Annotated in this window: 19 protein-coding genes and 2 pseudogenes; 18 read left to right on the top strand and 3 right to left on the bottom strand. The window is 52.4% G+C overall.

What is annotated here, in order from left to right; translation table 11 throughout:
• Window positions 1–99: 99 nt before the first annotated feature.
• The 15 genes and pseudogenes from GXM22_RS12435 to GXM22_RS12365 all read left to right on the top strand — a co-directional run bounded on the left by GXM22_RS12435 (window position 100) and on the right by GXM22_RS12365 (window position 18,645).
• Window positions 100–570 (top strand): PcfB family protein, encoded by a 471-nt coding sequence (locus GXM22_RS12435; RefSeq protein WP_005935467.1) that lies wholly within the window; start codon window positions 100–102, stop codon window positions 568–570.
• The gene (locus tag GXM22_RS12430; protein WP_099357284.1) at window positions 567–2,372 is read left to right on the top strand and encodes a VirD4-like conjugal transfer protein, CD1115 family; all 1,806 of its coding nucleotides are present in this window, start codon (window positions 567–569) and stop codon (window positions 2,370–2,372) included. The genes GXM22_RS12435 and GXM22_RS12430 overlap by 4 nt, the downstream gene beginning before the upstream one ends.
• Before the next feature lie 47 nt (window positions 2,373–2,419).
• On the top strand, window positions 2,420–2,635 hold the full coding sequence (locus GXM22_RS12425; protein ID WP_005922889.1) for a Maff2 family mobile element protein: 216 nt from the start codon (window positions 2,420–2,422) through the stop codon (window positions 2,633–2,635).
• A 103-nt stretch (window positions 2,636–2,738) separates the two neighbouring features.
• Complete coding sequence (locus tag GXM22_RS12420; RefSeq protein ID WP_005927770.1) at window positions 2,739–3,602, top strand: VirB6/TrbL-like conjugal transfer protein, CD1112 family; 864 nt, start codon at window positions 2,739–2,741, stop codon at window positions 3,600–3,602.
• Between the two features lie 15 nt (window positions 3,603–3,617).
• Window positions 3,618–4,043, top strand: coding sequence for a PrgI family protein (locus GXM22_RS12415; RefSeq protein WP_005935473.1), 426 nt, complete (start codon window positions 3,618–3,620; stop codon window positions 4,041–4,043).
• Window positions 3,970–4,938: pseudogene (locus GXM22_RS12410) on the top strand (VirB4-like conjugal transfer ATPase, CD1110 family); the annotation flags it as partial. The gene GXM22_RS12415 and the pseudogene GXM22_RS12410, both read left to right, overlap by 74 nt.
• Window positions 4,939–5,677: 739 nt before the next feature.
• Window positions 5,678–7,651, top strand: a complete 1,974-nt coding sequence (ltrA, locus tag GXM22_RS12405; RefSeq protein WP_005935480.1) for a group II intron reverse transcriptase/maturase — start codon at window positions 5,678–5,680, stop codon at window positions 7,649–7,651.
• 51 nt (window positions 7,652–7,702) lie between these two features.
• Window positions 7,703–9,175 (top strand): annotated as a pseudogene (locus tag GXM22_RS12400) (VirB4-like conjugal transfer ATPase, CD1110 family); the annotation flags it as partial.
• Window positions 9,172–10,065, top strand: coding sequence for a DNA cytosine methyltransferase (locus GXM22_RS12395; protein WP_005935488.1), 894 nt, complete (start codon window positions 9,172–9,174; stop codon window positions 10,063–10,065). The pseudogene GXM22_RS12400 and the gene GXM22_RS12395, both read left to right, overlap by 4 nt.
• Entirely contained in the window at window positions 10,062–12,047 is a 1,986-nt protein-coding gene (locus tag GXM22_RS12390) for a C40 family peptidase (protein ID WP_005935491.1), read from the top strand. Before GXM22_RS12395 ends, GXM22_RS12390 begins: the two co-directional genes overlap by 4 nt.
• Before the next feature lie 18 nt (window positions 12,048–12,065).
• Window positions 12,066–12,317 carry a DUF4315 family protein gene (locus GXM22_RS12385; protein WP_005935494.1) on the top strand — a complete coding sequence of 84 codons (252 nt, stop codon included), beginning with the start codon at window positions 12,066–12,068 and terminating at the stop codon, window positions 12,315–12,317.
• Complete coding sequence (locus GXM22_RS12380) at window positions 12,307–13,029, top strand: DUF4366 domain-containing protein (protein WP_005935496.1); 723 nt, start codon at window positions 12,307–12,309, stop codon at window positions 13,027–13,029. Before GXM22_RS12385 ends, GXM22_RS12380 begins: the two co-directional genes overlap by 11 nt.
• Window positions 13,026–15,149 (top strand): DNA topoisomerase 3, encoded by a 2,124-nt coding sequence (locus GXM22_RS12375; protein ID WP_005935499.1) that lies wholly within the window; start codon window positions 13,026–13,028, stop codon window positions 15,147–15,149. The genes GXM22_RS12380 and GXM22_RS12375 overlap by 4 nt, the downstream gene beginning before the upstream one ends.
• Window positions 15,150–15,247: 98 nt before the next feature.
• Window positions 15,248–18,442 carry a YodL domain-containing protein gene (locus GXM22_RS12370; RefSeq protein ID WP_005935075.1) on the top strand — a complete coding sequence of 1,065 codons (3,195 nt, stop codon included), beginning with the start codon at window positions 15,248–15,250 and terminating at the stop codon, window positions 18,440–18,442.
• A gap of 2 nt (window positions 18,443–18,444) precedes the next feature.
• Window positions 18,445–18,645 carry a transposon-transfer assisting family protein gene (locus tag GXM22_RS12365; protein ID WP_005935073.1) on the top strand — a complete coding sequence of 67 codons (201 nt, stop codon included), beginning with the start codon at window positions 18,445–18,447 and terminating at the stop codon, window positions 18,643–18,645.
• 115 nt (window positions 18,646–18,760) lie between these two features.
• On the opposite strand, the gene GXM22_RS12360 is transcribed toward GXM22_RS12365, so the two are convergent.
• From GXM22_RS12360 to GXM22_RS12350, 3 genes are all read right to left on the bottom strand, one after another.
• Entirely contained in the window at window positions 18,761–19,657 is an 897-nt protein-coding gene (locus GXM22_RS12360; protein ID WP_005935071.1) for a BRO-N domain-containing protein, read from the bottom strand.
• 111 nt (window positions 19,658–19,768) lie between these two features.
• Window positions 19,769–21,097 carry a relaxase/mobilization nuclease domain-containing protein gene (locus GXM22_RS12355; RefSeq protein WP_035394776.1) on the bottom strand — a complete coding sequence of 443 codons (1,329 nt, stop codon included), beginning with the start codon at window positions 21,095–21,097 and terminating at the stop codon, window positions 19,769–19,771.
• The gene (locus GXM22_RS12350; protein ID WP_005935067.1) at window positions 21,058–21,387 is read right to left on the bottom strand and encodes a plasmid mobilization protein; all 330 of its coding nucleotides are present in this window, start codon (window positions 21,385–21,387) and stop codon (window positions 21,058–21,060) included. The genes GXM22_RS12355 and GXM22_RS12350 overlap by 40 nt, the downstream gene beginning before the upstream one ends.
• A 241-nt stretch (window positions 21,388–21,628) precedes the next feature.
• Here GXM22_RS12350 and GXM22_RS12345 point away from each other — a divergent pair, with 241 nt between their 5' ends.
• From GXM22_RS12345 to GXM22_RS12335, 3 genes are all read left to right on the top strand, one after another.
• A complete protein-coding gene (locus GXM22_RS12345; RefSeq protein ID WP_005935065.1) occupies window positions 21,629–22,609 on the top strand; it encodes a helix-turn-helix domain-containing protein in 981 nt (326 codons plus the stop codon).
• A 139-nt stretch (window positions 22,610–22,748) separates the two neighbouring features.
• Entirely contained in the window at window positions 22,749–23,351 is a 603-nt protein-coding gene (locus GXM22_RS12340; protein ID WP_005935064.1) for an MptD family putative ECF transporter S component, read from the top strand.
• Window positions 23,352–23,465: 114 nt separating this feature from the next.
• Entirely contained in the window at window positions 23,466–24,239 is a 774-nt protein-coding gene (locus tag GXM22_RS12335; protein WP_005935061.1) for an energy-coupling factor transporter transmembrane component T family protein, read from the top strand.

Below are 24,239 nucleotides of genomic sequence, written 5' to 3'. Positions count from 1 at the left end.
CGAAAGGAGCGTCACCCTATGCGCACTACCTACCTGCGGCGGCTGGTGGTTCCACCCTAGCTGCCGCTCTGAATTTTCTGCAACAAGGAGGGATTCATATTGCAGGAAGAAGTCACCCAGAAAACCATTGCCCTGTCCATGAAAACGGGCAAACTCACCGCCCAAGCGTTGCAAGCTGCGCTGAAAAAATATTTGCAGCACCGGGCCAAGGGGCCAAAGCTGCACCACGGCAAGCAAAGCCTGAAACAGCTGAAAGCCCATGGTGCGGCCCTGACCAACATTGAAGTCACGGAGGCGAACATCGGGGCGTTCAAGCCCTGCGCCAAAAAGTACGGCGTGGACTTCACCTTGCGCAAGGACAAGACCACCCAGCCGCCCCACTATATCGTGATCTTCAAGGCCAAGGATGCAGACAATCTGGAACAGGCGTTCCGGGAGTTCACGGCCAAAACACTTTCCAAGGAGCAGCGGCCCTCTATCCGCAAGGTGCTGGCAGCAGCCAAGCAGAAAGCCGCCCAGCAGCCGAAACGTGCGAAGGAAAGAATCAAGCAAAGGGGGCTGGAACGATGAAGCCTGAACTGAAAAAGCTGCTGGTGCTGAATCTGCCGTATCTGCTGTTCGTGTACCTGTTCGCCAAATGCGGGCAGGCGTACCGTCTTGCGGCGGGCGTGGATGCTTCGGCAAAGCTGCTCCACCTGACAGACGGCATCTCCGCCGCCTTTGCAAACCCGCTGCCCAGCCTGCATCCGCTTGACCTCTGCGTAGGCCTTGCCGGGGCGGTGGCTGTCCGGCTCATCGTGTACAGCAAAGGCAAGAACGCCAAGAAATACCGCAAGGGTGAAGAATACGGCTCTGCCCGATGGGGCACCGCCAAAGACATTGCCCCGTACATCGACCCCAAGTTTGAAAACAATATCCTGCTGACCCAGACCGAACGCCTGACCATGACCGGGCGGCCCAAAGACCCCAAGACGGCCCGGAACAAGAATGTGCTGGTGATCGGAGGCTCCGGCAGCGGCAAGACCCGCTTCTATGTGAAGCCCAACCTCATGCAATGCTTTCCCACGTCTGATTATCCCACCTCATTCGTGGTCACAGACCCGAAAGGTACACTGGTTCTGGAAACAGGCCAAATGTTCCAGCGGGCAGGCTACCGGGTGAAAATCCTGAACACGATAAACTTTTCCAAGTCCATGAAGTACAATCCCTTTGTTTACATCCACTCGGAAAAGGACGTGCTGAAGCTGGTGAATACACTTATCGCCAACACCAAGGGCGAGGGTGAGAAATCAGCGGAAGATTTTTGGGTGAAGTCGGAACGGCTGTTCTACACGGCTCTGATTGGCTACATCTGGTATGAGGCCCCGGCAGAGGAAATGAACTTCACCACCCTGCTGGAAATGATAAATGCCAGTGAAGCCCGCGAGGACGACCCGGAGTTTCAAAGCCCGGTGGACCTCATGTTTGAACGGCTGGAACAGAAAGACCCGGACCACTTTGCTGTCCGACAGTACAAAAAGTTTTTGCTGTCGGCGGGCAAGACCCGTTCCTCCATCCTGATAAGCTGCGGTGCCCGTTTAGCCCCATTTGACATCCGGGAAGTGCGGGAACTGATGGAGGATGATGAAATGGAGCTGGATACCATCGGGGATGAAAAGACGATTCTGTTTTTGATTATGAGCGACACGGATACCACGTTCAACTTCATTCTCGCTATGCTCCAAAGCCAGCTTATCAACCTGCTGTGTGACCGTGCGGATGATAAATACGGCGGCCGGCTGCCTGTCCATGTGCGGCTGATTCTGGACGAGTTCGCCAACATTGGGCAGATTCCCAACTTCGACAAGCTGATCGCCACCATCCGCAGCCGGGAAATCTCGGCATCCATCATTTTGCAGAGCCAGTCGCAGCTGAAAGCTATCTACAAGGATGCGGCCGAAATCATTTCGGACAACTGCGATTCTGTTCTCTTTTTGAGTGGGCGGGGCAAGAATGCCAAAGAGATCTCCGATGCGCTGGGGAAAGAAACCATCGACAGTTTCAACACCAGCGAAAACCGGGGTTCTCAAACCTCCCACGGACTGAACTATCAAAAATTAGGAAAGGCGTTGATGTCAGAGGACGAAATTGCAATCATGGACGGCGGCAAATGTATTTTGCAGCTGCGGGGTGTGAGGCCGTTCTTTTCGGAGAAGTTCGACATCACCAAGCACCCGCACTACAAATACCTTGCGGACGCGGACAAGAAAAACACCTTTGATGTGGACAGGTTCTTATCTACCCTGCGCCGGAAGCGGCAGCAGGTAGTCGCACAGGACGAAAGTTTTGACCTGTACGAAATCGACCTGTCGGATGAAGATGCAGCCGAATAATTTTATTTTTGAGTGTCGCAGAATAAGCGGCAGAAAGTGAGGACCTTATGGAATTTTTCAACAGCGCAGTCGATACTTTGCAGACTATCGTGGTCGGTCTGGGCGGTGCCCTGTGTGTCTGGGGCGGCATCAACCTGTTGGAGGGTTATGGACAGGATAACCCCGGCAGCAAGAGCCAGGGCGTGAAGCAGCTGGTCGCGGGTGGCGGCGTTGCCCTGATCGGCGTGACCCTTGTCCCGCTGCTGTCCGGGCTGCTGGGCTAAGTCCTGCATCGCTGCCCACAATTTTCCGAACAACTAACACTTAAAATCCTACTCCGCGCTCTCCCTCTCACATGGGAGGGCGCGGGAAAGGAGGTATCTTTGCTTGATTAGTGAGATCATCGAGAAATGGATAAAAGGCATTTTGATCGATGGCATCACGGGCAACCTCTCCGGCCTGTTCGATAACGTGAACGCCAAGGTGGGCGAAATCGCTTCGGATGTCGGCTCTACCCCGCAGGCGTGGAACAGCGGCATTTTCAATATGCTGCGCAGTCTTTCCGAAACGGTAGTGCTACCCATTGCAGCGGCCATCCTTGCCCTTGTGATGTGCCATGAGCTTATCCAGATGATTACCGAAAAGAATAATATGCACGACTTTGACACTTCTATGTTTTTCCGCTGGATTTTCAAGTCTGCCTTTGCCATCCTCATTGTCAGCAACACATGGAACATCGTCATGGGCGTGTTCGATGCCACCCAGAGCGTTGTCAACCAAAGCTCCGGCGTTATCATCGGCGAAACATCCATCCACTTTGACCGCCTGATACCCGGACTGGAATTTCAGCTGGAAAGCATGACCATCGGCAGCCTACTCAGCCTGTGGTTCCAGACCCTTGTAGTGGGCCTGACCATGAACATCCTGTCCATCTGCATTTTTCTTGTAACATACGGCCGCATGATTGAGATTTACGTTGTGACCGCGCTGGGGCCCATCCCGCTTGCCACCATGGGCAGCAGCGAGTGGCGCAGCACCGGGCAGAACTACTTGAAATCGCTTCTGGCGTTAGGTTTCCAAGCGTTCCTGATTATGATTGTCGTGGGCATCTACGCGGTGCTGATACGCAATATTTCGGGTGCGGCGGACATTGCCGGGGCCATCTGGGGCTGCATGGGCTATACTGTGCTGCTCTGCTTTTGTCTGTTCAAGACCGGCAGCATCAGCAAGTCCGTATTCGGTGCCCATTGAGAAAGGAGCGTTTGAATGGCGTATGTGACCGTTCCCAAAGATTTGACCCATGTAAAATCCAAAGTCTTATTCGGGCTGACCAAGCGGCAGCTGGTCTGCTTCGGCGGTGCGCTCCTCACGGGCGGACCGCTTTATTTTTTGGCCCGGAACTATCTTTCCAACAGTGCAGCGGCCCTGCTGATGATTTTTGCCATGCTACCGGGGCTGCTGTTCGCTCTGTTCGAGCGGCACGGCCAGCCCCTTGAAGTAGTGATTCAGCAAATGATTCAGTGCTGCTTTATCCGTCCCAAGGAAAGGCCCTATCAGACCAACAATGCTTACGCCGCCCTTGTGCGGCAATACAAAATGGAACAGGAGGTAAAGGCCATTGTCCAGAAAAACGATACCCCGCGAAACCGAAAAGCCCAAAAAGCTCACCCGCGCCCAGAAAAAAGAAATTGATGCCGTTCTCCGCAAGTACAAGGGTGACGGCAAGCCCCGCACGGCACAGGCCACCATCCCGTATGAAGCCATCTACCCGGACGGTGTGTGCCGCATTGACCGACGCACATTCTCCAAGTGCATTGCCTTTGAGGACATCAGTTATCAGCTGGCCCAGCCGGAAACAAGAACCGCCATCTTTGAACACCTGTGCGACCTCTACAACTATGTGGATGCTTCCATCCATGTGCAGCTGTCTTTTCTCAATCGCAAGGTTGACCCGGTGCAGTACGCAAAAAGTTTTGAGATCGCACCGCAGGGGGATGATTTTGACGACATCCGCGCCGAGTACACCGCCATCCTGCAAAAGCAGCTTGCCAGCGGCAACAACGGCATTGTCAAAACCAAGTACCTGACCTTCACCATCGAGGCTGACAGCCTGAAAACCGCACGGGCACGGCTGGCCCGCATTGGCCTTGACCTGCTGGGCTACTTCAAGACCATGGGCTGTGTGGCGCACGTCATGGACGGGCAGGAGCGTTTGGAGGTGCTGCACGGCATCTTCCACCCGGACGGCGAACCGTTCCGTTTTGACTGGGACTGGCTGGCACCCTCCGGCCTGTCTACCAAGGATTTTGTGGCCCCGTCCTCCCTCTGTTTCGGTACGGCCAAAACCTTTGGTTTGGGCGGCAAGTATGGAGCGGTGAGTTTTTTACAAATCCTTGCGCCGGAACTTTCGGACGAAATGCTGGCCGACTTCCTCAAAACGGAAAGCGGGATTCTCGTCAATCTCCATGTGCAGGCCATTGACCAGACCGAGGCCATCAAGACGATTAAACGAAAAATCACTGACCTTGATGCCATGAAGATTCAGGAGCAGAAAAAAGCTGTTCGTTCCGGGTACGACATGGACATCCGTGCGACTCGTTCCTGAACAAAACCTTCGTGGTTGAAGGATAAAATCAGGCACTAACAAAAGAACGAGGTTCTAAAGTTAGGAGAACTAACAATCCAAGCGGTGGAATGATGGAGTAACGCCCTGAAACGCCCCCTTAATACTCCGACTGGCACCAAAGATGGAAACATCCGGCGTCAGAAGCTCGGTGAAGGCGGCCGAGAGCAGCCGTAAGAAATGCTGGAAAGTCACCAGCCCCACGAAAGCCGTCCAGAGGTGGACGGTGCTGCCCATAGGCCGGAGGTCTACAAAATACCCAAGGTTAGAATGTTTGCAAGATAACTGACGAAAACCGCGGATGTACGGGTCTATACCATGACAGCATAGAAATGTGCTGGTAGCGTTAATCGCTAGCCAGTGTGGTGGAGTAAAAATGTACGTTATGAAACACCATAGCAGGTTACAGGCCTGCTCAAGCTGGCAGGACCAAAGCGGAAACCTAAAGGTATATGGAGAGATAGGATTGTTGGAACGAGGAAAGGCAGTGAGCTTTCTCATTTGAAAGCAAGAGGACGAATCATATAAGCCTTTGAATCACTGCTGAAAAGCAGAGGTCGAACCGATAATGCTTTTTGCGAAAAAGAGAAAAGCACAGGAATGGCCTCAAGTCAGTTAAACAGAAACTCTTAGCACTTAGTCGCAATTAGGATTGCGAGTATGACCAAAAGAAGTCACTCGCCGCAAAGGAGAGTGATGCCTAATGCCAAGTGAGAAACATCCCAAAGCAAAAAGCGTGGAATCCCTCCGCCACGCAGAATACTATGACATGCAGCGTACCTTTGATGAACTATATACCAGGAGTCAGGCCAGAGAAGTATTCGATAACCTGATGGAACTGATTTTGTCGAAAGATAATATCATGCTGGCGTATCGGAACATTAAGTCCAATTCCGGAAGTGCAACCCCGGGAACGGACAGACTGCGAATAACAGATATTGGCAGACTTCCTGCTGATGAAGTTGTTGCAAGGGTACGAAAAATTGTCAGAGGAGGAATAAACGGCTATACCCCCAGAAGCGTAAGAAGAAAAGAAATCCCGAAGCCGAACGGAAAGACCAGACCACTGGGAATCCCGTGCATTTGGGACAGGCTGATACAGCAATGTATTAAGCAAGTCATGGAGCCAATCTGCGAAGCAAAATTCAGCAGTAATAGCTATGGATTCCGTCCGAATAGGTCGGTTGAAAATGCAATCGCTGCAATCTATCGCCTTATGCAGAGGTCAGGACTTTACTATGTAGTAGAGTTCGATGTGAAAGGCTTCTTTGACAATGTAGACCACTCGAAACTGATACGGCAACTGTGGTCGATGAATATTCGAGATAAAGAATTGCTCTACGTTATCCGCAGAATCCTAAAAGCCCCAATTCAGATGCCCGATGGACATCTGGAAAATCCCAAGAAAGGAACACCGCAAGGTGGAATAATATCTCCCCTGTTGGCAAATGTTGTGCTGAATGAGCTTGACCACTGGGTCGAAAGTCAATGGCAGAACCATCCGGTTATAGAGAAATACTCCTACAGGGAAAATGCAGCAGGATGCCCGATACACAGTCATGCGTACCGGGCTATGCGGAATACAAACCTGAAAGAAATGTATATCGTGCGATATGCGGATGACTTTCGGATTCTTTGCAGAACAAAAGAACAAGCGAATCGAACGCTGATAGCGGTAACAAAATGGTTGACCGAACGCTTAAAACTTGAAGTTTCACCAGAGAAAACGAGAGTTGTCGATGTCAGAAGGAGCTATTCAGAATTTCTCGGATTCAAAATCCGATTGCGCAAAAAAGGGAAAAAGCATGTTGTGCAGTCGCACATGTGCGATAAGGCATACAAGCGGGTCAAAGCCGACCTTGTAAAGCAGGTTGGAAATATTAAGTTTCCAAGAGCCTGCCGAGGAGAATCGGGTGAAGTCCACCTGTTCAACTCTATGGTCATGGGAATCCAGAACTACTACCGACTAGCAACAGATATTAGTCTTGACTGCAACAACATTGGCAGAGCAGTCGATATTGTTCTTAAGAACAGGCTGAAAGCCGGAAAATCCCATCGTCTGAAAAAAGAAGGCCGCGACCTGACGAAAAGCGAAATCCAACGATATGGAAAATCTAAAAGGCTGAGATACCTTGCTCAATCCAAGGAGCCGGTTTACCCGATAAGCTATATCCGGTGTAAAAAACCGATGGATTTGAAGCGGAATGTGTGCGCTTATACACCGCAGGGGCGAAGTGAAATCCACAATGATTTGCAAATGGACACCACCCTGCTTTTACAGCTTATGAAAGCTACAGCATACAGCCGCAGCGCAGAATATATGGATAACCGTATCTCACTTTTCTCTGCCCAGCAGGGAAAATGTGCAGTTACCGGGAAAACGTTTGAAAGCGTGTCAGATATTCACTGTCACCACAAAAGGCCGAAGAGCCTTGGAGGAACGGACTGCTATGGAAACCTTGTGCTGGTCTTAGCACCAGTGCATGAATTGATTCACGCAACGAACAAAAGTGCCATTGATTCGCGTCTTTCTGTCTTAAAGCTAAATCGGCAACAACTGGCAAAACTGAATAGGCTGAGGATTTCGGCAGAAGTGAAACCTATTGATTCGGAAGAAATCGCTTTAGAACTCAATTCTCACAATGGTATGACTAAGGAGATTAAGAAAACTGTTTAATTGATGGAACGCCGGATGCGGTGAAAGTCGCTTGTCCGGTGTGAAGCGAGGGAAAAATCGGAGATAATTTCAAAGGTTTACCTATCGCTATTGCCCAGCGACCTTGCCACCTACGGCGAGGATGCCAAAAAGCTGCTGAACAAATTGCAGACCCGGAACGAACGGCTTTTCATGCTGACCTTTCTGGTGCTGAACGTAGCCGACACCAAGCAAAAGCTGGGCAACGATGTGTTCCAAGCGGCAGGTGTGGCCCAGAAGTATAACTGCTCCCTTATCCGGCTGGACTACCAGCAGGAACAGGGCCTTGTGTCCAGCCTGCCGCTGGGCATCAACCAGATAAAGATTCAGCGCAGCCTTACCACCTCCAACGTGGCGGTGTTCGTGCCCTTTGTCACGCAGGAGCTTTTCCAGAGCGGTGCGGCCATGTACTACGGCATCAACGCAAAATCTCACAACATGATCATGCTGGACCGCAAGCAGGCCCGGTGTCCCAACGGCCTAAAGCTGGGTACGCCCGGCAGCGGCAAATCCATGAGCTGCAAGTCTGAAATCGTCAGTGTGTTTTTAACGACTGCTGACGATATTTTTATTTCAGACCCAGAAGCCGAGTATTATCCGCTGGTCAAGCGGCTGCATGGGCAGGTCATCAAACTTTCGCCCACCAGCAAGGACTATGTGAATCCTCTGGACATCAACCTGAATTATTCCGAAGATGACAGCCCGCTGGCCTTGAAGTCGGATTTTGTGCTGTCGTTCTGTGAGCTGGTCATGGGCGGTAAAACAGGTCTGGAAGCGATTGAGCGCACCGTGATAGACCGTGCCGTGAAAGCCATCTACCGCCCCTATCTGGCGAATCCCTGCCCGGAGAATATGCCGATTTTGTCTGACCTCCACCAAGCCCTGCTCGACCAGCACTTGCCGGAAGCGGACCGGGTGGCACAGGCATTAGACCTGTATGTGTCCGGCTCGCTGAACGTGTTTAACCACAAAACGAATGTGGACATCCACAACCGGCTTGTGGCCTTTGACATCAAAGAGTTAGGAAAACAGTTAAAAAAATTGGGGATGCTCATTATCCAAGACCAGATATGGGGCCGCGTCACCCAGAACCGCAGCCAAGGCCGGGCCACATGGTATTTTGCAGACGAGTTCCACCTTTTGCTGAAAGAGGAACAGACCGCCGCGTACAGTGCCGAGATTTGGAAGCGCTTCCGCAAATGGGGCGGCGTGCCCACAGGTGCCACCCAAAATGTGAAGGACCTTCTTTCTTCCCCGGAGATTGAGAACATTCTGGAAAACAGCGACTTCATCACGCTGCTGAATCAGGCATCCGGCGACCGCAAAATCCTGTCGGAACGGCTGAACCTCTCCGCAGACCAGCAAAAGTACATCGACAATTCCGAACCGGGCGAAGGACTGCTGATTTTTGAGAATGTGGTGCTTCCGTTTTCCAACCCCATCCCGAAAAACACCCAGCTTTACAAAATTATGACCACCCGGCTCAGTGAGGTGGTGGAGCTATGAGCTTAACGCATTTCAGCTTGTTTTCCGGCATCGGCGGCATTGACCTTGCCGCAGAAGCAGCGGGTTTCACTTCGGTTTGTCAATGCGAGTGGGCAGCATTTCCCGCCGCTGTGCTGGCAAGCCACTGGCCGGAGGTGCCCCGTTTTCAGGACATCACCACCGTAACAAAGGAGGCTTTCTTTGAAAAAACAGGACTTCGCACCGTCACCCTCATTTCAGGCGGCTTCCCGTGCCAGCCGTTCTCCACCGCAGGGCGGCAGCGTGGCTTCCACGATGAACGCTACCTGTGGCCCGAAATGCTGCGGGTCATCCGGGAATTGCAGCCCCGTTGGGTGCTTGGAGAAAATGTTGCTGGCTTCCTCCGTATGGGGCTCGACAAAACGCTCATTGACTTGGAGCAGGCAGGTTACGATGTTCGGGTTTTCGTATTACCTGCTGCTGCCGTTGGCGCGTGGCACGAACGGAAACGGGTATTCATCATCGGTTCTTCTGCCAACACCTCTTGCCAGCGACACCGGGGATGTGGGCAAGGGGCTGAACATCCAAATCTCTGCGAACGGCAGTTACCGCAAGATGAACAAGGATGGCAAGGCGTGGACGGCGCGGCTTTCCCATGTGGTCTACCGCATGACACCTACCACGCTGGAAAAGCCCTACCTCAACCCGGACTGGGTAGAGTGGCTGATGGGTTTCCCGCGCAAATGGACGGACATTCCCTTTGGGCAGAAGAGCCTGCCGACATCCCGCGTCTGACCGAGGATGTGCCGAACCGCAGCAAGCGGATGAAAACACTGGGCAATGCGGTTTCGCCGCCGCAGGTGTTCCCGATTCTCAAATACATTGCGGACATTGAAACGGGCCGCTGTCCGATGGGAGGTGAAGAACCTTGAAAGAATTGCAGGCAAAAGCCAAAGTCACCCAGACCATGACCCGTGACGGTCTGGTGGTGGAAAATCAAGCGGACGCCACTGTAGAGAATGTTTCCAGTCGGGAGGCGGAACAGGACTACTCCACGGATGCCGAGGGCAAGGCTGAAAAAATCTTAGAACGGGCCGAGGACATCAAGGGCGGGCATAAAAATAAAAAGAAAGCGAAAAAGGCGGCAGAAACCGCAGCCACCGCTGAAAGTGAAGATGGTCTGCACGGTTCCGCTGCCCGTCTGGAACTGACCGAGGAAGAACGGGCAGACCCGGCGTTGCAGCCGTATATCCAAAAGGCGGAAGCAAAGGCCGACAAGCTGGATGCGGCCCGCGCCACTCTGCCGAAAAAGCGCGTCCCGGTCAAGGGAAAAGTCTACGATGCTGTCAGCGGCAAGGCAAAATCCACCCTGCGTTTTGAGCAGCAGGACAAAGGCCCACCCAGCCTGAAACCAAACCCGGCCAGCCGCCCGCTATCAGAAGTGTTGCTGTTCGCTCACGGAAAAATCCATGAAGTCGAACACGAAAATGTGGGTGTGGAGGGTGGCCACAAGGGTGAAGAACTGGTGGAGCATCAGACCGCCAAGGTCATCCGCAGCGGCATCCGGCACCACAAGATGAAGCCCTACAAGGCCGTGGAAAAGGCAGAGCGTCAGCTCATGTCTGCCAATGCAGAATACTTTTACCAGAAATCCTTGCGGGACAATCCGCAAATTGCACAGGCGGCCAGCAACCCCATTTCCCGGATGTGGCAGAAACGGCGTATCAAACAGCAGTATGCCAAAGCTGCACGGCAGGCCGGACAAGCCGCCGCGCAGGGTGCAGCCGCCACCGCAGAGAACGGTTTCCGGGTAACGAAGCTGGCGGCCGAGGGCGGCGAACGGGTAGCCGAATTTGCGGCCCGGAACTGGAAAACCATTCTGATCGTGGCGGTGTTCGGTCTGCTGGCTCTGCTCTTGATAACGGGTTTGCAGTCCTGCACCGTGATGGCGGGCACCGCTGGAACCGGCGTGACGGCATCTTCTTATTTTTCCAAGGACAAGGATATGCTGGGTGCAGAGAAAGCCTACGCCAAGCTGGAACAAAAACTGCAACGGTATCTCGACACCTACGAGGCCACCCACAACTATGACGAGTATCATTTTTATCTGGATGAAATCGAGCATGACCCCTATGTGCTGATCTCGATTTTGTCCGCGCTGCATGACGGCGTGTTCACACTGGCCGAGGTGCAGGGCGAACTTGAAATGCTCTTTGAAAAGCAATACATCCTGACCGAGACCGTGACCATGCAGATACGCTACCGTACAAAAATGATGGTCATTATTGGCCCGTATGGTGTGCCGCAGGTTATCACCTATCAAGAACCGTATGAATACTACATCTGCACGGTCAAGCTGAAGAACAAAGATTTGTCCCACCTGCCCGTGGAAGTGCTGACCGAGGAACAGCTCAGTGCCTATTCGCTCTATATGCGCACACTGGGCAACCGGCCGGATTTGTTCGGCAAAGCGCAGTACCCCAATGCGTCCACCATCAAGCAGCCCACCTACTACGATATTCCCCCGGAAGCACTTGAAGATGATAAGTTCGCTGCCATGATGGAGGAAGCCACGAAGTACATCGGCTACCCGTATGTGTGGGGCGGCAGTTCGCCCAGCACCAGCTTTGATTGCAGCGGCTACATTTCGTGGGTTCTGAATCACTCCGGCTGGAACGTGGGCCGTCAGACCGCACAGGGCCTTTACAACTTCTGTACTCCTGTTTCGACGGCGCAGGTCAAACCGGGTGACCTTGTGTTTTTCAAGGGAACCTACGATACCCCCGGCGTGAGCCATTGCGGCATCTATGTGGGCAATTCCATCATGCTGCACTGCGGCGACCCTATCTCTTACACAAACCTCAACTCAAAATATTGGCAGGAACATTTTTACAGCTATGGGCGTTTACCGTAACGCCAGAAAGGATTTTGTATGGCAAAAAGACTTTCCCGCATTGAGCGCGACATCGAACGGCTCAAAGAAAAAATCGGCGAATACCAGCAGCAGTTGAAAGAACTGGAAGCCGAAAAGACCGAACAGGAAAATCTGCAAATCATTCAGCTGGTGCGCAGCATGAACATGAAGCCGGACGAGTTCGCAGCTTTCCTGCGCAGCGGTGCGCTGAACGCTGCACCCACTGTCACCCCGTACCACAAACAGGAGGATGCCGCCGATGAAACCTGATTGGAGCTGCCGTTTTGCAGTTGGGCTGCTGGCTATCCTGCTCTGCCTCTGCTCCTTTTCCATGCCCGCTTTTGCAAGCGGCTCTGACCCTGCCCCGGAACCTCTGCCGGAGATTGTGGACGAGGAAGCGACTACGGGCGGCATGAAGCCGGAGGGCGTGCCCATCACGCCCAAGGGCAATGCAACACTGGTGGATGATTTTTACGGTGACAAGCAGCTTATCACTGTGACCACCAAGGCCGGGAATTATTTTTACATCCTGATTGACCGCGCCAATGAGGACAAAGAAACGTCTGTCCACTTTCTGAACCAAGTGGACGATGCCGACTTGCTGGCCCTGCTGGATGAAGAACCGCAGGAAGCCGAAGTCTGCACCTGCACGGTGAAATGTGAGGCCGGGAATGTCAACGAAAACTGCCCCTTGTGTGAAAAGAGCCTGCGCAACTGCACGGCCCCGGAAGCTGTGAAAACTGACACCGAAACGCCGGAGGAAAAGCCGAAATCCAGCATAGGCAGTCTGATGATCCTGCTGGTACTGGCTCTGGCGGGCAGCGGTGCAGCACTCTATTATTTCAAGTTCCGCAAACCCAAGGCCGACATCACCGGGCACGATGATCTGGACGAGTACGATTTTGGCGAGGACGAGGATGCAGACGAGGAACCGGCTGAAATTGAGATTCATTCGGAGGACGGACAGGAGGACGAAACATGAGTTTTCAGCTGGTGATTGCCGAAAAGCCCAGTGTGGCCCGTAGCATCGCCGCCGTGATCGGGGCCACTGAAAAGCAAAACGGCTATTGGCAGGGCGGCGGGTATCTGGTCAGCTGGTGCATCGGGCATCTGGTGTCCTTTGCCGAGGCGGGCCAGTACGATGAAAAATACTGTAAGTGGCGGTATGAGGATTTGCCCATCCTGCCCCAGCCGTGGCAGTTCATTGTCCCGGACGAAAAGAAACAGCAGTTTGAAATTGTGCGCTCTCTGCTCAACCGCCCGGATGTGGACAGTGTGACCGCCGCGACCGATGCAGGCCGGGAGGGAGAACTGATTTTCCGTTTCGTCTACCAAATGGCCGGCTGCACGAAACCCGTAAAGCGGCTCTGGATTTCCAGCATGGAGGATGCCGCTATCCGGGAGGGCTTTGCAAACCTGCGCCCGGATTCGGATTATGATGCTCTGTATCAATCGGCCCTCTGCCGTGCAAAGGCGGATTGGCTGGTGGGCATCAATGCAACGCGGCTGTTTTCGGTGCTGTACCACAAGACTCTGACCGTGGGCCGCGTACAGACACCGACATTGAAAATGCTGGTGGACCGGGATGCAAAAATCCTGCGCTTCCAGAAAGAAAAATATTACACGGTCGGTATCCAGTCCGGCAGCCTGAAAGCGGACAGTGAGCGAATTTCGGATGCAGAAGCCGCAAATTTGCTCAAAGAAAAATGCACGGGTGCAAATGCAGTCTGCGTATCCATTCGGCGTGAGAAAAAGACGGAACAGCCGCCCAAGCTCTATGACCTGACCACCTTGCAGCGGGAGGCAAACCGCCTGTTCGGTTTCACGGCCAAGCAGACCCTTGATTACGCTCAGCAGCTTTACGAAAAGAAACTGCTGACCTATCCCCGCACAGACAGCCAATATCTGACCGAGGACATGGGCCGGACGGCACAGCATCTTGTGTCTGACCTACTGGGGCTGCTGCCCTTTGCCCAAGGACTTGCGCTGACTGCGGAAGTAGGCCGGGTGCTGAACAGCAAAAAGGTATCGGACCACCACGCCATCATCCCCACGTCCGAATTTGTAAAGCAGGGTTTCACTGGTCTTGCCGAGAGTGAATGCAAGCTGATGAACCTTGTCTGCTCCAAGCTGCTCTGCGCCGTGGCTGCACCCCATGAGTACGAAACTGTGACTGCTGTGTTCTCCTGTGCAGGGAACGAGTTCGCCGCCAAGGGAAAGACCGTGCTTGTTCCCGGTTGGAAAGAGATCGACCAGAGGTTCCGCTCCACCCTGAAAACAGACGGCGAAGAAGAAACGGAAACCCTGAACACCCTGCCGGAACTGACCGAGGGACAGAACTTTTCCGTGACAACTGACATTTCGGAACATTTCACGTCCCCGCCAAAAGCCTACACCGAAGATACGCTCCTGTCGGCAATGGAGCGGGCAGGGGCCGAGGACATGCCGGAGGACAAGGTGAATTGCTCCGCAGGAGCAAGAGAGGGTGGCCTGGGCCAAGCGGAACGTAAGGGGCTGGGTACTCCCGCCACCCGTGCCGCGATTCTGGAAAAACTGGTGCAAATAGGCTTTGTGCAGCGCAAAGGCAAACAGCTTGTCCCCACCAAGGACGGCATCAATCTGGCGGTGGTTCTGCCGGAAAGCCTGACCTCTCCCGTCCTGACCGCCGAATGGGAAAATCGCCTGACCGAGATTGCCAAGGGCAATGCAGACCCGGACGAGTTCATGGCCGAAATTGAAGCGCAGGTGCGTCAGCTGGTCAAGACCTATTCTTGTATCAGTGCAGATAAGCAAAACCTGTTCCAGTCGGAACGGGTTATTATCGGCAAGTGTCCCCGGTGCAGTGAAAACGTCTATGAGGGCAAGAAAAACTTCTACTGCGGGAATCGTAGCTGTCAGTTCGTGATGTGGAAGAATGACCGCTTCTTTGAGCAGCGCAAAAAGGCGTTCACACCGAAGATCGCCGCTGCTCTGCTCAAAAACGGTAAGGCAAAGGTCAAGGGCCTCTATTCCGAAAAGACAGGCAAAACCTATGATGCAACGGTGCTTCTGGCAGATACGGGAGGCAAGTACGTCAATTACCGGGTAGAGCGCAAAGAGTAAGGCAAAAATACGAGGGCCGGTTATGGTAAGGTGAAGCATTCATTTTGCCATAACCGGCTCTCTCTATCCGTAGGATAGCAAAAAAGGAGTGTGACCAAATGAGCGAATTATTTTCCATCCAGCTGCAAAATCGGCAGCAGCAAGGCAGAGATGGCGTTTGGCTGGACCTGCCTACCACAACCGAACAGGTACAAGCAGCCCTGCGGCAAATCGGCATTTCGTCCGATAATCTGCAGGGCCTTTTCATTTCCGGCTATTTTGCCGAGGAAGAAAAGCGTTTTGCGATTCCCTACAACATGGTACTGGCATCCAATGTGGACGAACTGAACTTTCTGGCATCACGACTGGAAACGCTTTCTACCGGGGAACGCACAGAGCTGAACGCCGCCCTGCAAGTCCCGCAGAGTGAGCTTTCCAGCATCGGGAGAATCACCGACTTTCCCGAAAACGTGGACTATTATGTGCATCTGCCGGATGTGCGCGGCCCTGCCCAGCTGGGAGACTACTACTTGAACCGTTCCGGCATGGTGGATATGCCGGAGGAATGGAAAGGAGGCATCGACACGGCACAGTTTGGCCGGTATGTGGCCCAGCAGGAGCAGGGAGTGTTCACCCAGTACGGCTACCTTGTCAAAAGCGGGGACGAGTGGCAGAAAGTCCACGAGGGCCAGCCTGTGCCGGAAGAATACCGGGTGCTGTCCTTTCCTGTGCCGGAAATCCTGCGGGATGCAGCTAACATCCCGCCGCCTATGCAGAGCGAGCCGCAGCCGCAAAAGGTTCTCCCAATCATTCTGAACGGCAAAGATAGCGCAGAGCGAATGAAAGAAATTACAGACCGGCTGGAAACAGGGATTCAAGAGCTGTTCGACAGCGACCGCTACAAAGCCTACCTCACCACGATGGCGAAGTTTCACAATTACAGCTTCAACAACACCTTGCTGATCGCCATGCAGGGCGGACAGCTGGTGGCGGGTTTCAACAAGTGGAAAGACACGTTCCACCGCACCGTGAAAAAGGGCGAAAAGGGCATCAAGATTCTTGCTCCCGCGCCCTACAAGGTCAAGCAGAAAACGGAAAAACTGGACGAACAGGGCAAGCCCGTTTTGGACAAAGACGGTATGCCACTGACCGAGGAAAAGACGGTGCAGATTCCGGCCTTCAAAGTGGTTTCTGTGTTCGATGTCAGCCAGACCGAGGGCGAACCGCTGCCATCCATTGCGGTGAATGAACTTTCCGGCAGCGTGCAGGACTATCAAGATTTTTTCAAGGCATTGGAGCAGGCATCCCCGGTGCCCATCGGGTTTGAGGACATCGAGGGCGGCGCGCATGGGTACTTTCATCTGCTCGACAACCGCATTGCCATCCAAGAGGGCATGAGCCAGTTACAGACCATCAAGACAGCCATCCATGAGATTGCCCATGCAAAGCTGCACGCCATCGACCCCAACGACCCGGAACAGACCAGCCGCCCGGACAGCCGCACCCGCGAGGTGCAGGCCGAAAGCGTGGCCTATGCCGTCTGCCAGCACTACGGGCTGGACACGTCCGAGTATTCCTTTGGTTATGTGGCTGGGTGGAGTTCCGGCCGGGAACTGGCGGAACTGAAAGCATCTCTGGAAATTATCCGCAGCGCGGCCCATGAGCTGATCTCCGCGCTGGACGAACATCTGGCAGAACTTCGCCAGCAGCGGGAAGCAGACCTTTCCGCTGCACAGGAGGCCGCATTTGCACTGGACAATGGCAATACGCTGTTCATCCAGACCTGCGATTCTGGCTATGACTACACTTTGTATGGCCCGGACCACACGGCTCTGGACGGTGGGCAGCTGGACGCGCCCGGTCTGACCCTGCCGGATGCCGGGCAGGAAGCACTTAATCTGCTGGGGCAGACAGCCGCGGTGGCGGAAGTTCTGTTGGGCGATAAGCTGGCGGCGTTCCAAGAGGCGGCGGAAAAGGCCAACGAACTTCCCGCGCCTGTCAAAATTCCAGACCCTGCCGCAGAGCCCACGGTCACGATTCTGTGGAGCGAAAGCGACAAGCTGCAGGACGGCGAAATCATGCCGCTGTCCGTGGCGAATCGTGTTTTTGAAGAACTGGACACTGCTCAGCACACGGACCGGGAAAAGGACGGCTACACGGGCGGCTGGTACGACAAGACCGCATTCCGTATTGATTTTACCCTGAACGGCCAGCCCGACAACTACGAGGGACGGCAGGATTTTGGTGACGGAGAGGGTTCTTTGGTTCAGCATATCCAGAACTACCACGAATACTATGCCAGGGACGAGAACTGGAAAAATTTTGTTCTGCACAACAAAGGCCCGGAAGCGTGGGAGCAGGACAAGGCAGAGCGGGAAATGGTACTGACCGAGTTTATCCCGTACCTCAAACAGCATTGCAATCTTTCCGCTATGGAGCAGACGGCTACCGCCGCTTTGCGAGAGGGTCAGGATATTTCGCCGGAACAAGCCGCCTATTACAATGCCATTGTAACCTATGTGCAGGACTGCCGCCCGCTGCTCAACCAAGGCCAGTATGACTTGCCGGAACCGCCCAAGCTGGCCGACTTTGACCAGAGTTTGCAGGACTACAAGGCGCAGGTACAGTCCGAGATCGCGCAGGAAGCGGCGGCCGCCGGAATGACCGTAGAGGAATACGCGGCGGCAGGCTTTGAGGCACCGCAGCAGGATAGCTTTTCCATCTACCAGCTGCGCAATGAAGATTCCACCCGCGATTACCGTTTTGAGCCCTACGACCGCCTGCAGGCCGCTGGCCGAACCGTGGATAAGGCAAACTATATGGAGGTGTATGCCGCGCCGCTGACTGTTGGTACCACGTTGGAGGACATCTACCGCACATTCAATATAGACCATCCAGCAGACTTCAAGGGACACTCGCTGTCTGTTTCGGATGTAGTGGTGCTGCACCAGAATGGGCAGGACACCGCCCACTACTGCGACAGTGTGGGCTTCCAGCAGGTGCCGGAGTTCTTACGGGAAAATCCGCTGCGCACCGCAGAGCTTTCCACCGAACAGAACGAAAACATGATTGACGGTGTGCTGAACAATGCGCCCTCTTTAGGTGAGTTGGAAGCCAAAGCAAAGGCCGGAGAACAAATTTCTCTGACGGACCTTGCCGCCGCAGTCAAGGCCGAGGAAAAGGCACCGAAAGCCAAGAAGTCCCGCGCCGCAAAACCGAAAAAGCCGTCCATCCGGGCACAGCTGGATGCCGCAAAAAAAGAGCAGAGCAAGCAAACACAGCCACGGGAAAAGACAAAGGAATTGGAGGTCTGACCATGAATTTCAGCGTGGAAGAAGAAAATTTGATCTGTATGTACCACACCTCTGACCGCCGCCGGACGATGGCGCGGATGCTGGCCGCCCTGCCGGATATGGACACCGAAATGCGGCAACTGGCAAACAGCACCATTGCCAAGTTGGAGCGCATGACCGATGCAGACTTTGACGGGCAGAGGTTTGACTTTGCAGGTGAATAATCCTGCCAGCTTGACAGCCACACATTATTTTTAATCAAAGTAATGTGTCTTTGTCGGCATAGAAATAGCCGGACACGGTGGCCTTGTGGCCGCTGTGTCCGGCTATTTTCATGTATCACTCTTTATCTTTTTTCTCGGTGGGATTTTCTGGCAGTTCGGCGGCATCTTCTACAATGTCGGTCACAAGCTGCTGGAAGTCAAACGCATTTTTTTCTGTGATAACGGGTTTGCCGGTTTCCGCTTCAAGAGCCTGCCGCGCAATGCCGGCCACTTTGCCGCCACGCTTGGCAACCTGCTTGTTTTCTTCAAAGGTCTGCGGCTTTGCAGTCTTGGAAATATCCGTGGTGGAGGCTTCGGCCAGCATGGTCAACACAAGTTCCAAATCAGTCATATTGTCCCGGAGATTTTCTTTTGTCAGACCTTTCAGCCGCTTGTACTGCCCCGTGGTCATGCCGGACCATGCGCGGGAGATTTCATCGGTCAGGATAGCATACTCCTTGCCCTTTTGCACTCCACGCTTCTTCCATTCATCCGTCAGTTCGTTTCGGATGCGGATTGCCAAAAGCCGCTGATGAATCCATTCTTCGGAGTAGCCTTTTTTCAAATAGGTATCAAGCGCGCGGTCGATGGCCTGCTCCGGGTCGATGGTTTCCTCGATGCGTTCCTTGCCCACCATTGCCAGCCATGCCTTGAACGGTTCAGCTTTCGGAGACGGAATGGACTGGATAATGCGTAGGAGCTGTTCAGTGTTAGCAACATCCGTCTTATACCGTTTTCCATCAGGGGATAACATTTTCAGTTGTACGATTTTTTCGTACAACTCATTTGCTCCCTCAGTTTTCAGCTTACGTTTCAGGTCACTCCAATATCGCCGTGGATTTGCTGTTCCAGTTAAAACAGAAATAACATCAATAATTGAAAAATACCATTCTTCCTTTTCTGCATCCCATGCAGTACGGATTTTCTGATCTTCAAAAAGCTGGATAGAGCTGTTATCGTTCACTTCTGCCATAGAGGGTTCCTCGCTTTCGTTGTCTAAGTCTATTTTACATGATTTCGGGCGGAAACGCCACCCGGTCTAAGCGTTTTGGATTCAAAAATCCGAACAATATTTTGTGCAGATTTACCGTTCCTGCATCTGCTCCTTTCCCGGTGCTGTCCGCAGAATGCCGTCCACATTCTGCTTGATGATGTCATATTCCTGCATCTGGCGTTTGGCATCATTGTACTGCCGCTGCAGCTGGTCTTTCTGCTCGGCCAGTTGCTTATACTCGGCTTTCAGGGTGTAGAGGTCGGGCAGCTTTTGAAAGCCCTGTTCTTTCAGGGCCTTGGCCGCTGCTTCATAGAGAATCAGGGTGCCTTCATGCTTGCGCCGGAACTGCTTTTTGTCAGCGGCCCGCTGATACTCCTGCAACAGTGGGCGCAGTTCCTTACAGGTGGTGACATCCTTTATCAGCACGGCCATTTCTGCAAGCCGGCGTTCGGCCGCTTTCAGCGCGGCGGCCGCTTCGGTGCTGGCGGCGGCGATCTCGGCCACCCGGCTTTCCAAATCCGGGTAGCTTTCGATTTCATGCTCAGTCAGGAAGTTCAGCGTCCGGGCAACCTGTTTCAAGTTGTGGAGCTTTGCCCACTTCTCGTACCCTGCGGACTGTTGGACCTTGATGCTGTTTTCCAAATCAATCCGCAGCGAAATTTTGCGGTTTTCTTTGGGCTTCCGCTCCACGAACCGCCCTTTGATGCGCTCGGTGATGGCTTCTTCGGTGTAGGCTTCGCCCAGCGTTTTGCAGCGGGTGAACCGTCCCTGTCCGGGCGCACGGAACGAAACGTACTTGCCCCTCTTGACCTCATAGCTTTGCTCCTGCAGGAGCCGCAGAAAATCGTCAAAATCCTTGGCCTGCGGGATGGCTGCATCTATGGCAGCTTTCAGCTTCGCCTTCCAGCTTGTACCCTTGCGGTGTGCGTCCCACTCGGCATAGCTCTTGCCTCTGTCTTGGCCGGGCATTACCACGGACAGGCCGTGTTCCTTGCAAAGTCGGTCACTGGTGCGCCGGATGTAAGCATAGCTCCGCCGGTTGGAAACATACTTCCGCTGGTTCACCATGTCCACAGCACAGAAAATGATGTGGTTGTGGACATGCCCCTTGTCAATGTGCGTGGTCAGTACATAGGGATATTTTCCTTGCAGGACTTCATCTGCAAGCTGTCGACCAATCTCGTGGGCCTGCTCCGGCGTGGTTTCGCCCGGCGCAAAAGACTGTATCAAGTGGTGGGCCAGATTGTTGCCTTTCTGCATGGCCTGTGACAGCAGCAGTTCAAATTCGATGTCGGCGGTTTCGTAGGAGCAGGCAAAGGAGGACACCAGCATTTTTTCGTCCGTCTTGGCCGGATTCTCGATGTAGTCCAATGCCTTTTTCAGCGTTGACTTGATAGGATGTATCTTTGTAACTGCCATATCTGCGCCAATGCTCCCTTGATGTCCGCAACGTCTTGTGTGTACAGCGGCCCCATGCTGTTCAGCCGCCGCGCGATCTGATTGACGTTGACACCAATCTTTTGCAGTTCGGCGGTTTGCGCCCGGATGTCGGTGGTGTCGATGTGGACAACATAACCATCTATCGCCATCTTTCGCAGATAGGCGGCCATATTCCGGGTTGGTATCAATTTCATTTTTTCTCGAATCAACCTCCGTTCTTCTTCCGTCACATAAAATTTGACCTGCACGGTTCGTTTTCTGCTTTCCATTCGTTTTACTCTCCTTTCCGTTTTGAGGGTTTGGGACACTTCCCAACAAGCTGTTTTGCAGAGCAAAATACGGAAGTGGGTACACACTTCCTATGCTTGCTCTGTAAGTTCTCCCCTAAACCGTCCCCTCTACTAATACTACAATTCAAACCCTGTCTTTTGGCTACATCTTGACTGTGATGCAAAAATAAAGTATCATAATTAGCACAGACTAACCAAAATGGGAGGTGAACCTCATCCTATGACGCACGGAAGTCACTATCTTGGTAAGCTATACAACGACCTGATAGCCAATTCGCCCCAAACAATTTCAATAGATATTCCGTCTGATATGGGGAAAGGACGAATTGCACAGACCCAAATCAAGCACGGCATCATCTTTTCGGATTGGCAAATGTGTTACCAGTCGGATATGAATGTACAGGGAACCGTCAGTAAAGATTATATGCAGATTATCTTCTGCCTGAATGATGGAATCTCTTGGGGCATCATTGATGAAAAGCGTTCCATTACGATTCAAAAAAATGAATCCTGTATCTATGCGGGACATGGAGGAACCGAATATGCCTGCTATAAAAAGGATAGCAATTTTTCATTTAAGAGTATAAAAATTCCGATTGCCTATTTCTCGCAGCTGCTCACAGATTATTTTGATGGGCAGGAAGCAGCGGCTTACGAAAAGAAACTTCTTGATGGCATTTCAAAAGTTCCCGTGACCCCCATCATGGACCAAATTCTAGCGGAAACAAGCCAATTTACACAATACCGCGGAGGATTGGGTTACTTATATCTTGACGGAAAACTTCTGGAGCTATTGTCTATTTATTTAGGCGAAGTCCTTGAATTGGATATTCTAATGGGAAAAAATGTTTCCATGTCCAGAACGGAACGGACTGCCATTATGGAAGCTAAACGGATTATAGACAGTCAGCTTGCGTTTGCCCCATCCTGTGAAGAACTTTCCCATCTGGTGCATTTAAGCACAACAAAATTGACACGCGGTTTTTCATCATTTTATGGTATGCCTATTCATCAATACATAATTGAACAGCGTTTGACACAGGCAGCACAGCTGCTATTGGAGGGGGACCGAAATGTAAGCGAGATTGCAGCAATCGTTGGCTACGGAAAGCCCAGCAATCTTGCCGCCGCTTTCAAAAAGCGATATGGCGTGGCACCAAAGAACTACCGTGAAAGCCGATTTGATACCCATAAAAAGTAGCTTCTGACTGTTTTTGGGTCAAAACGGGTAGGTTTTGGGTTGGATTTGATAATCTAAATTGGTACAATTTGCGATATGGTTAGTTTCAAATAACCACATCGCATTTTTTATTTTCCGATAAAAGCGAGGAGGCATAAAAATGAAACAAAAGTTGAATGCGAAAGACTTTATTCTCATTGGCATCCTGACAGCGCTCATGTGGATTATCTGCATGATTATCAGCACTATTATGAGCGTGGCTGGCCCAGTGACCAACGTGTTTTATCCGTCCGTTATGGCTATTCCGAATGGCATCGTTATGATGCTTCTGCTGGCCAAAGTTCCGAAGAAAGGCGTGTTTACCATTTGTGCCGCAATTCAGGCTATCCTGTTCCTGCTGGTAGGTGCTTTCTGGTTCCTTCCCATCGGCTTGGTAATTGGCGGTGTCATCTGCGATTTTCTGATCATGGGCCGAAATGAAATCACAATGAAGTCCATGATGGCGGCCTATGCGCTGTTCAGTGCTATTTTTGCTTTTAGTGCTATCTGCCCCATCAAATTTCTTCAAAGTGCGTTTGTTGGCGCAATGGAGAAAAACAATATTGCCCCGGAGTACATTCAGGGAATGCTCAATATCACTTCTGTTCCCATGCTGGTAGTCATTGTTGCTGCTGGACTGGTGGGCGGCCTGATTGGCGGATTTATCGGCCAGAAAGCATTGAAAAAGCATTTCATCAAGGCTGGACTCGTTTCTGTAAAATAACAAGAACAGCCCCCTGAAAATCCATCATACAAACGCAGGCAAACGGGCTGCCTGATTTCAGAGCGCGGGGCTGGAAGTAGTCCCGCGCTCTGCTGTTGATAAGGAGGCATCAGAATGGATGAAACACAAATCAAACAAATTATTGAGCGACAGCCCCTTCATGGAACTGCGCTTCTGGACCCGCGCTGCAAAATTCTTCTCTTAGTCTGTATCGGTTTTGTCAGTTATTTTCTGGCCGGAGAAGTGGTCAGCCTTGCGCTCATGCTGGTTTATGGGCTGTTCATTGCCTTAGGTAATGGCGGAAAATGGGCCGCAAAAATGATAATAACTTATATCGTTGTGGCTTATCTTAATGCCTTGCTCCGCTATGTTCAAGTTCCAGTTTTGAGCGTGATTATGAGCGTATTTGGCGTGACCGTTCTGAAACTGATTCCCATTGTAATGATGGGGCTCTGGATATTGCAGACCACTTATATGGATGACTTGATGGTAGCCCTCCAAAGAATGCGGCTGCCGCAGGCAGTTACGATTCCGCTTGTGGTCATGTTCCGTTATATTCCTACCCTACGGATTGAATATCGGCAAATCCGAAGCACAATGGATATTCGCGGTATCAGCGATACAGTGTGGAAGCGGGTATGTCACCCATTAGCAACCATAGAGTACATTTTGATACCGTTGCTGATGCGCTGCTTGAAAGTTACCGATGAACTGGCGGCCTCCGGCACAACGCGTGGTCTGGAATTGGAATGTAAGCGGTATGCACTGCGCCCGATTCGTTTTGCATGGCCGGAAATTGTGGTATCACTGCTTGGTATCCTCTTTTTGGTCGGACTGCTTTTTATTGACCAGACTCAAATCGGCAAAATCATTTTATGGAGGGTATGA

It is taken from the genome of Faecalibacterium duncaniae (assembly GCF_010509575.1).
Taxonomy (GTDB): Bacteria; Bacillota; Clostridia; order Oscillospirales; family Ruminococcaceae; genus Faecalibacterium; species Faecalibacterium duncaniae.
The sequence above is the reverse complement of the archived record's forward strand: the minus strand, read 5'-3'. Positions and strand labels throughout refer to the sequence as shown.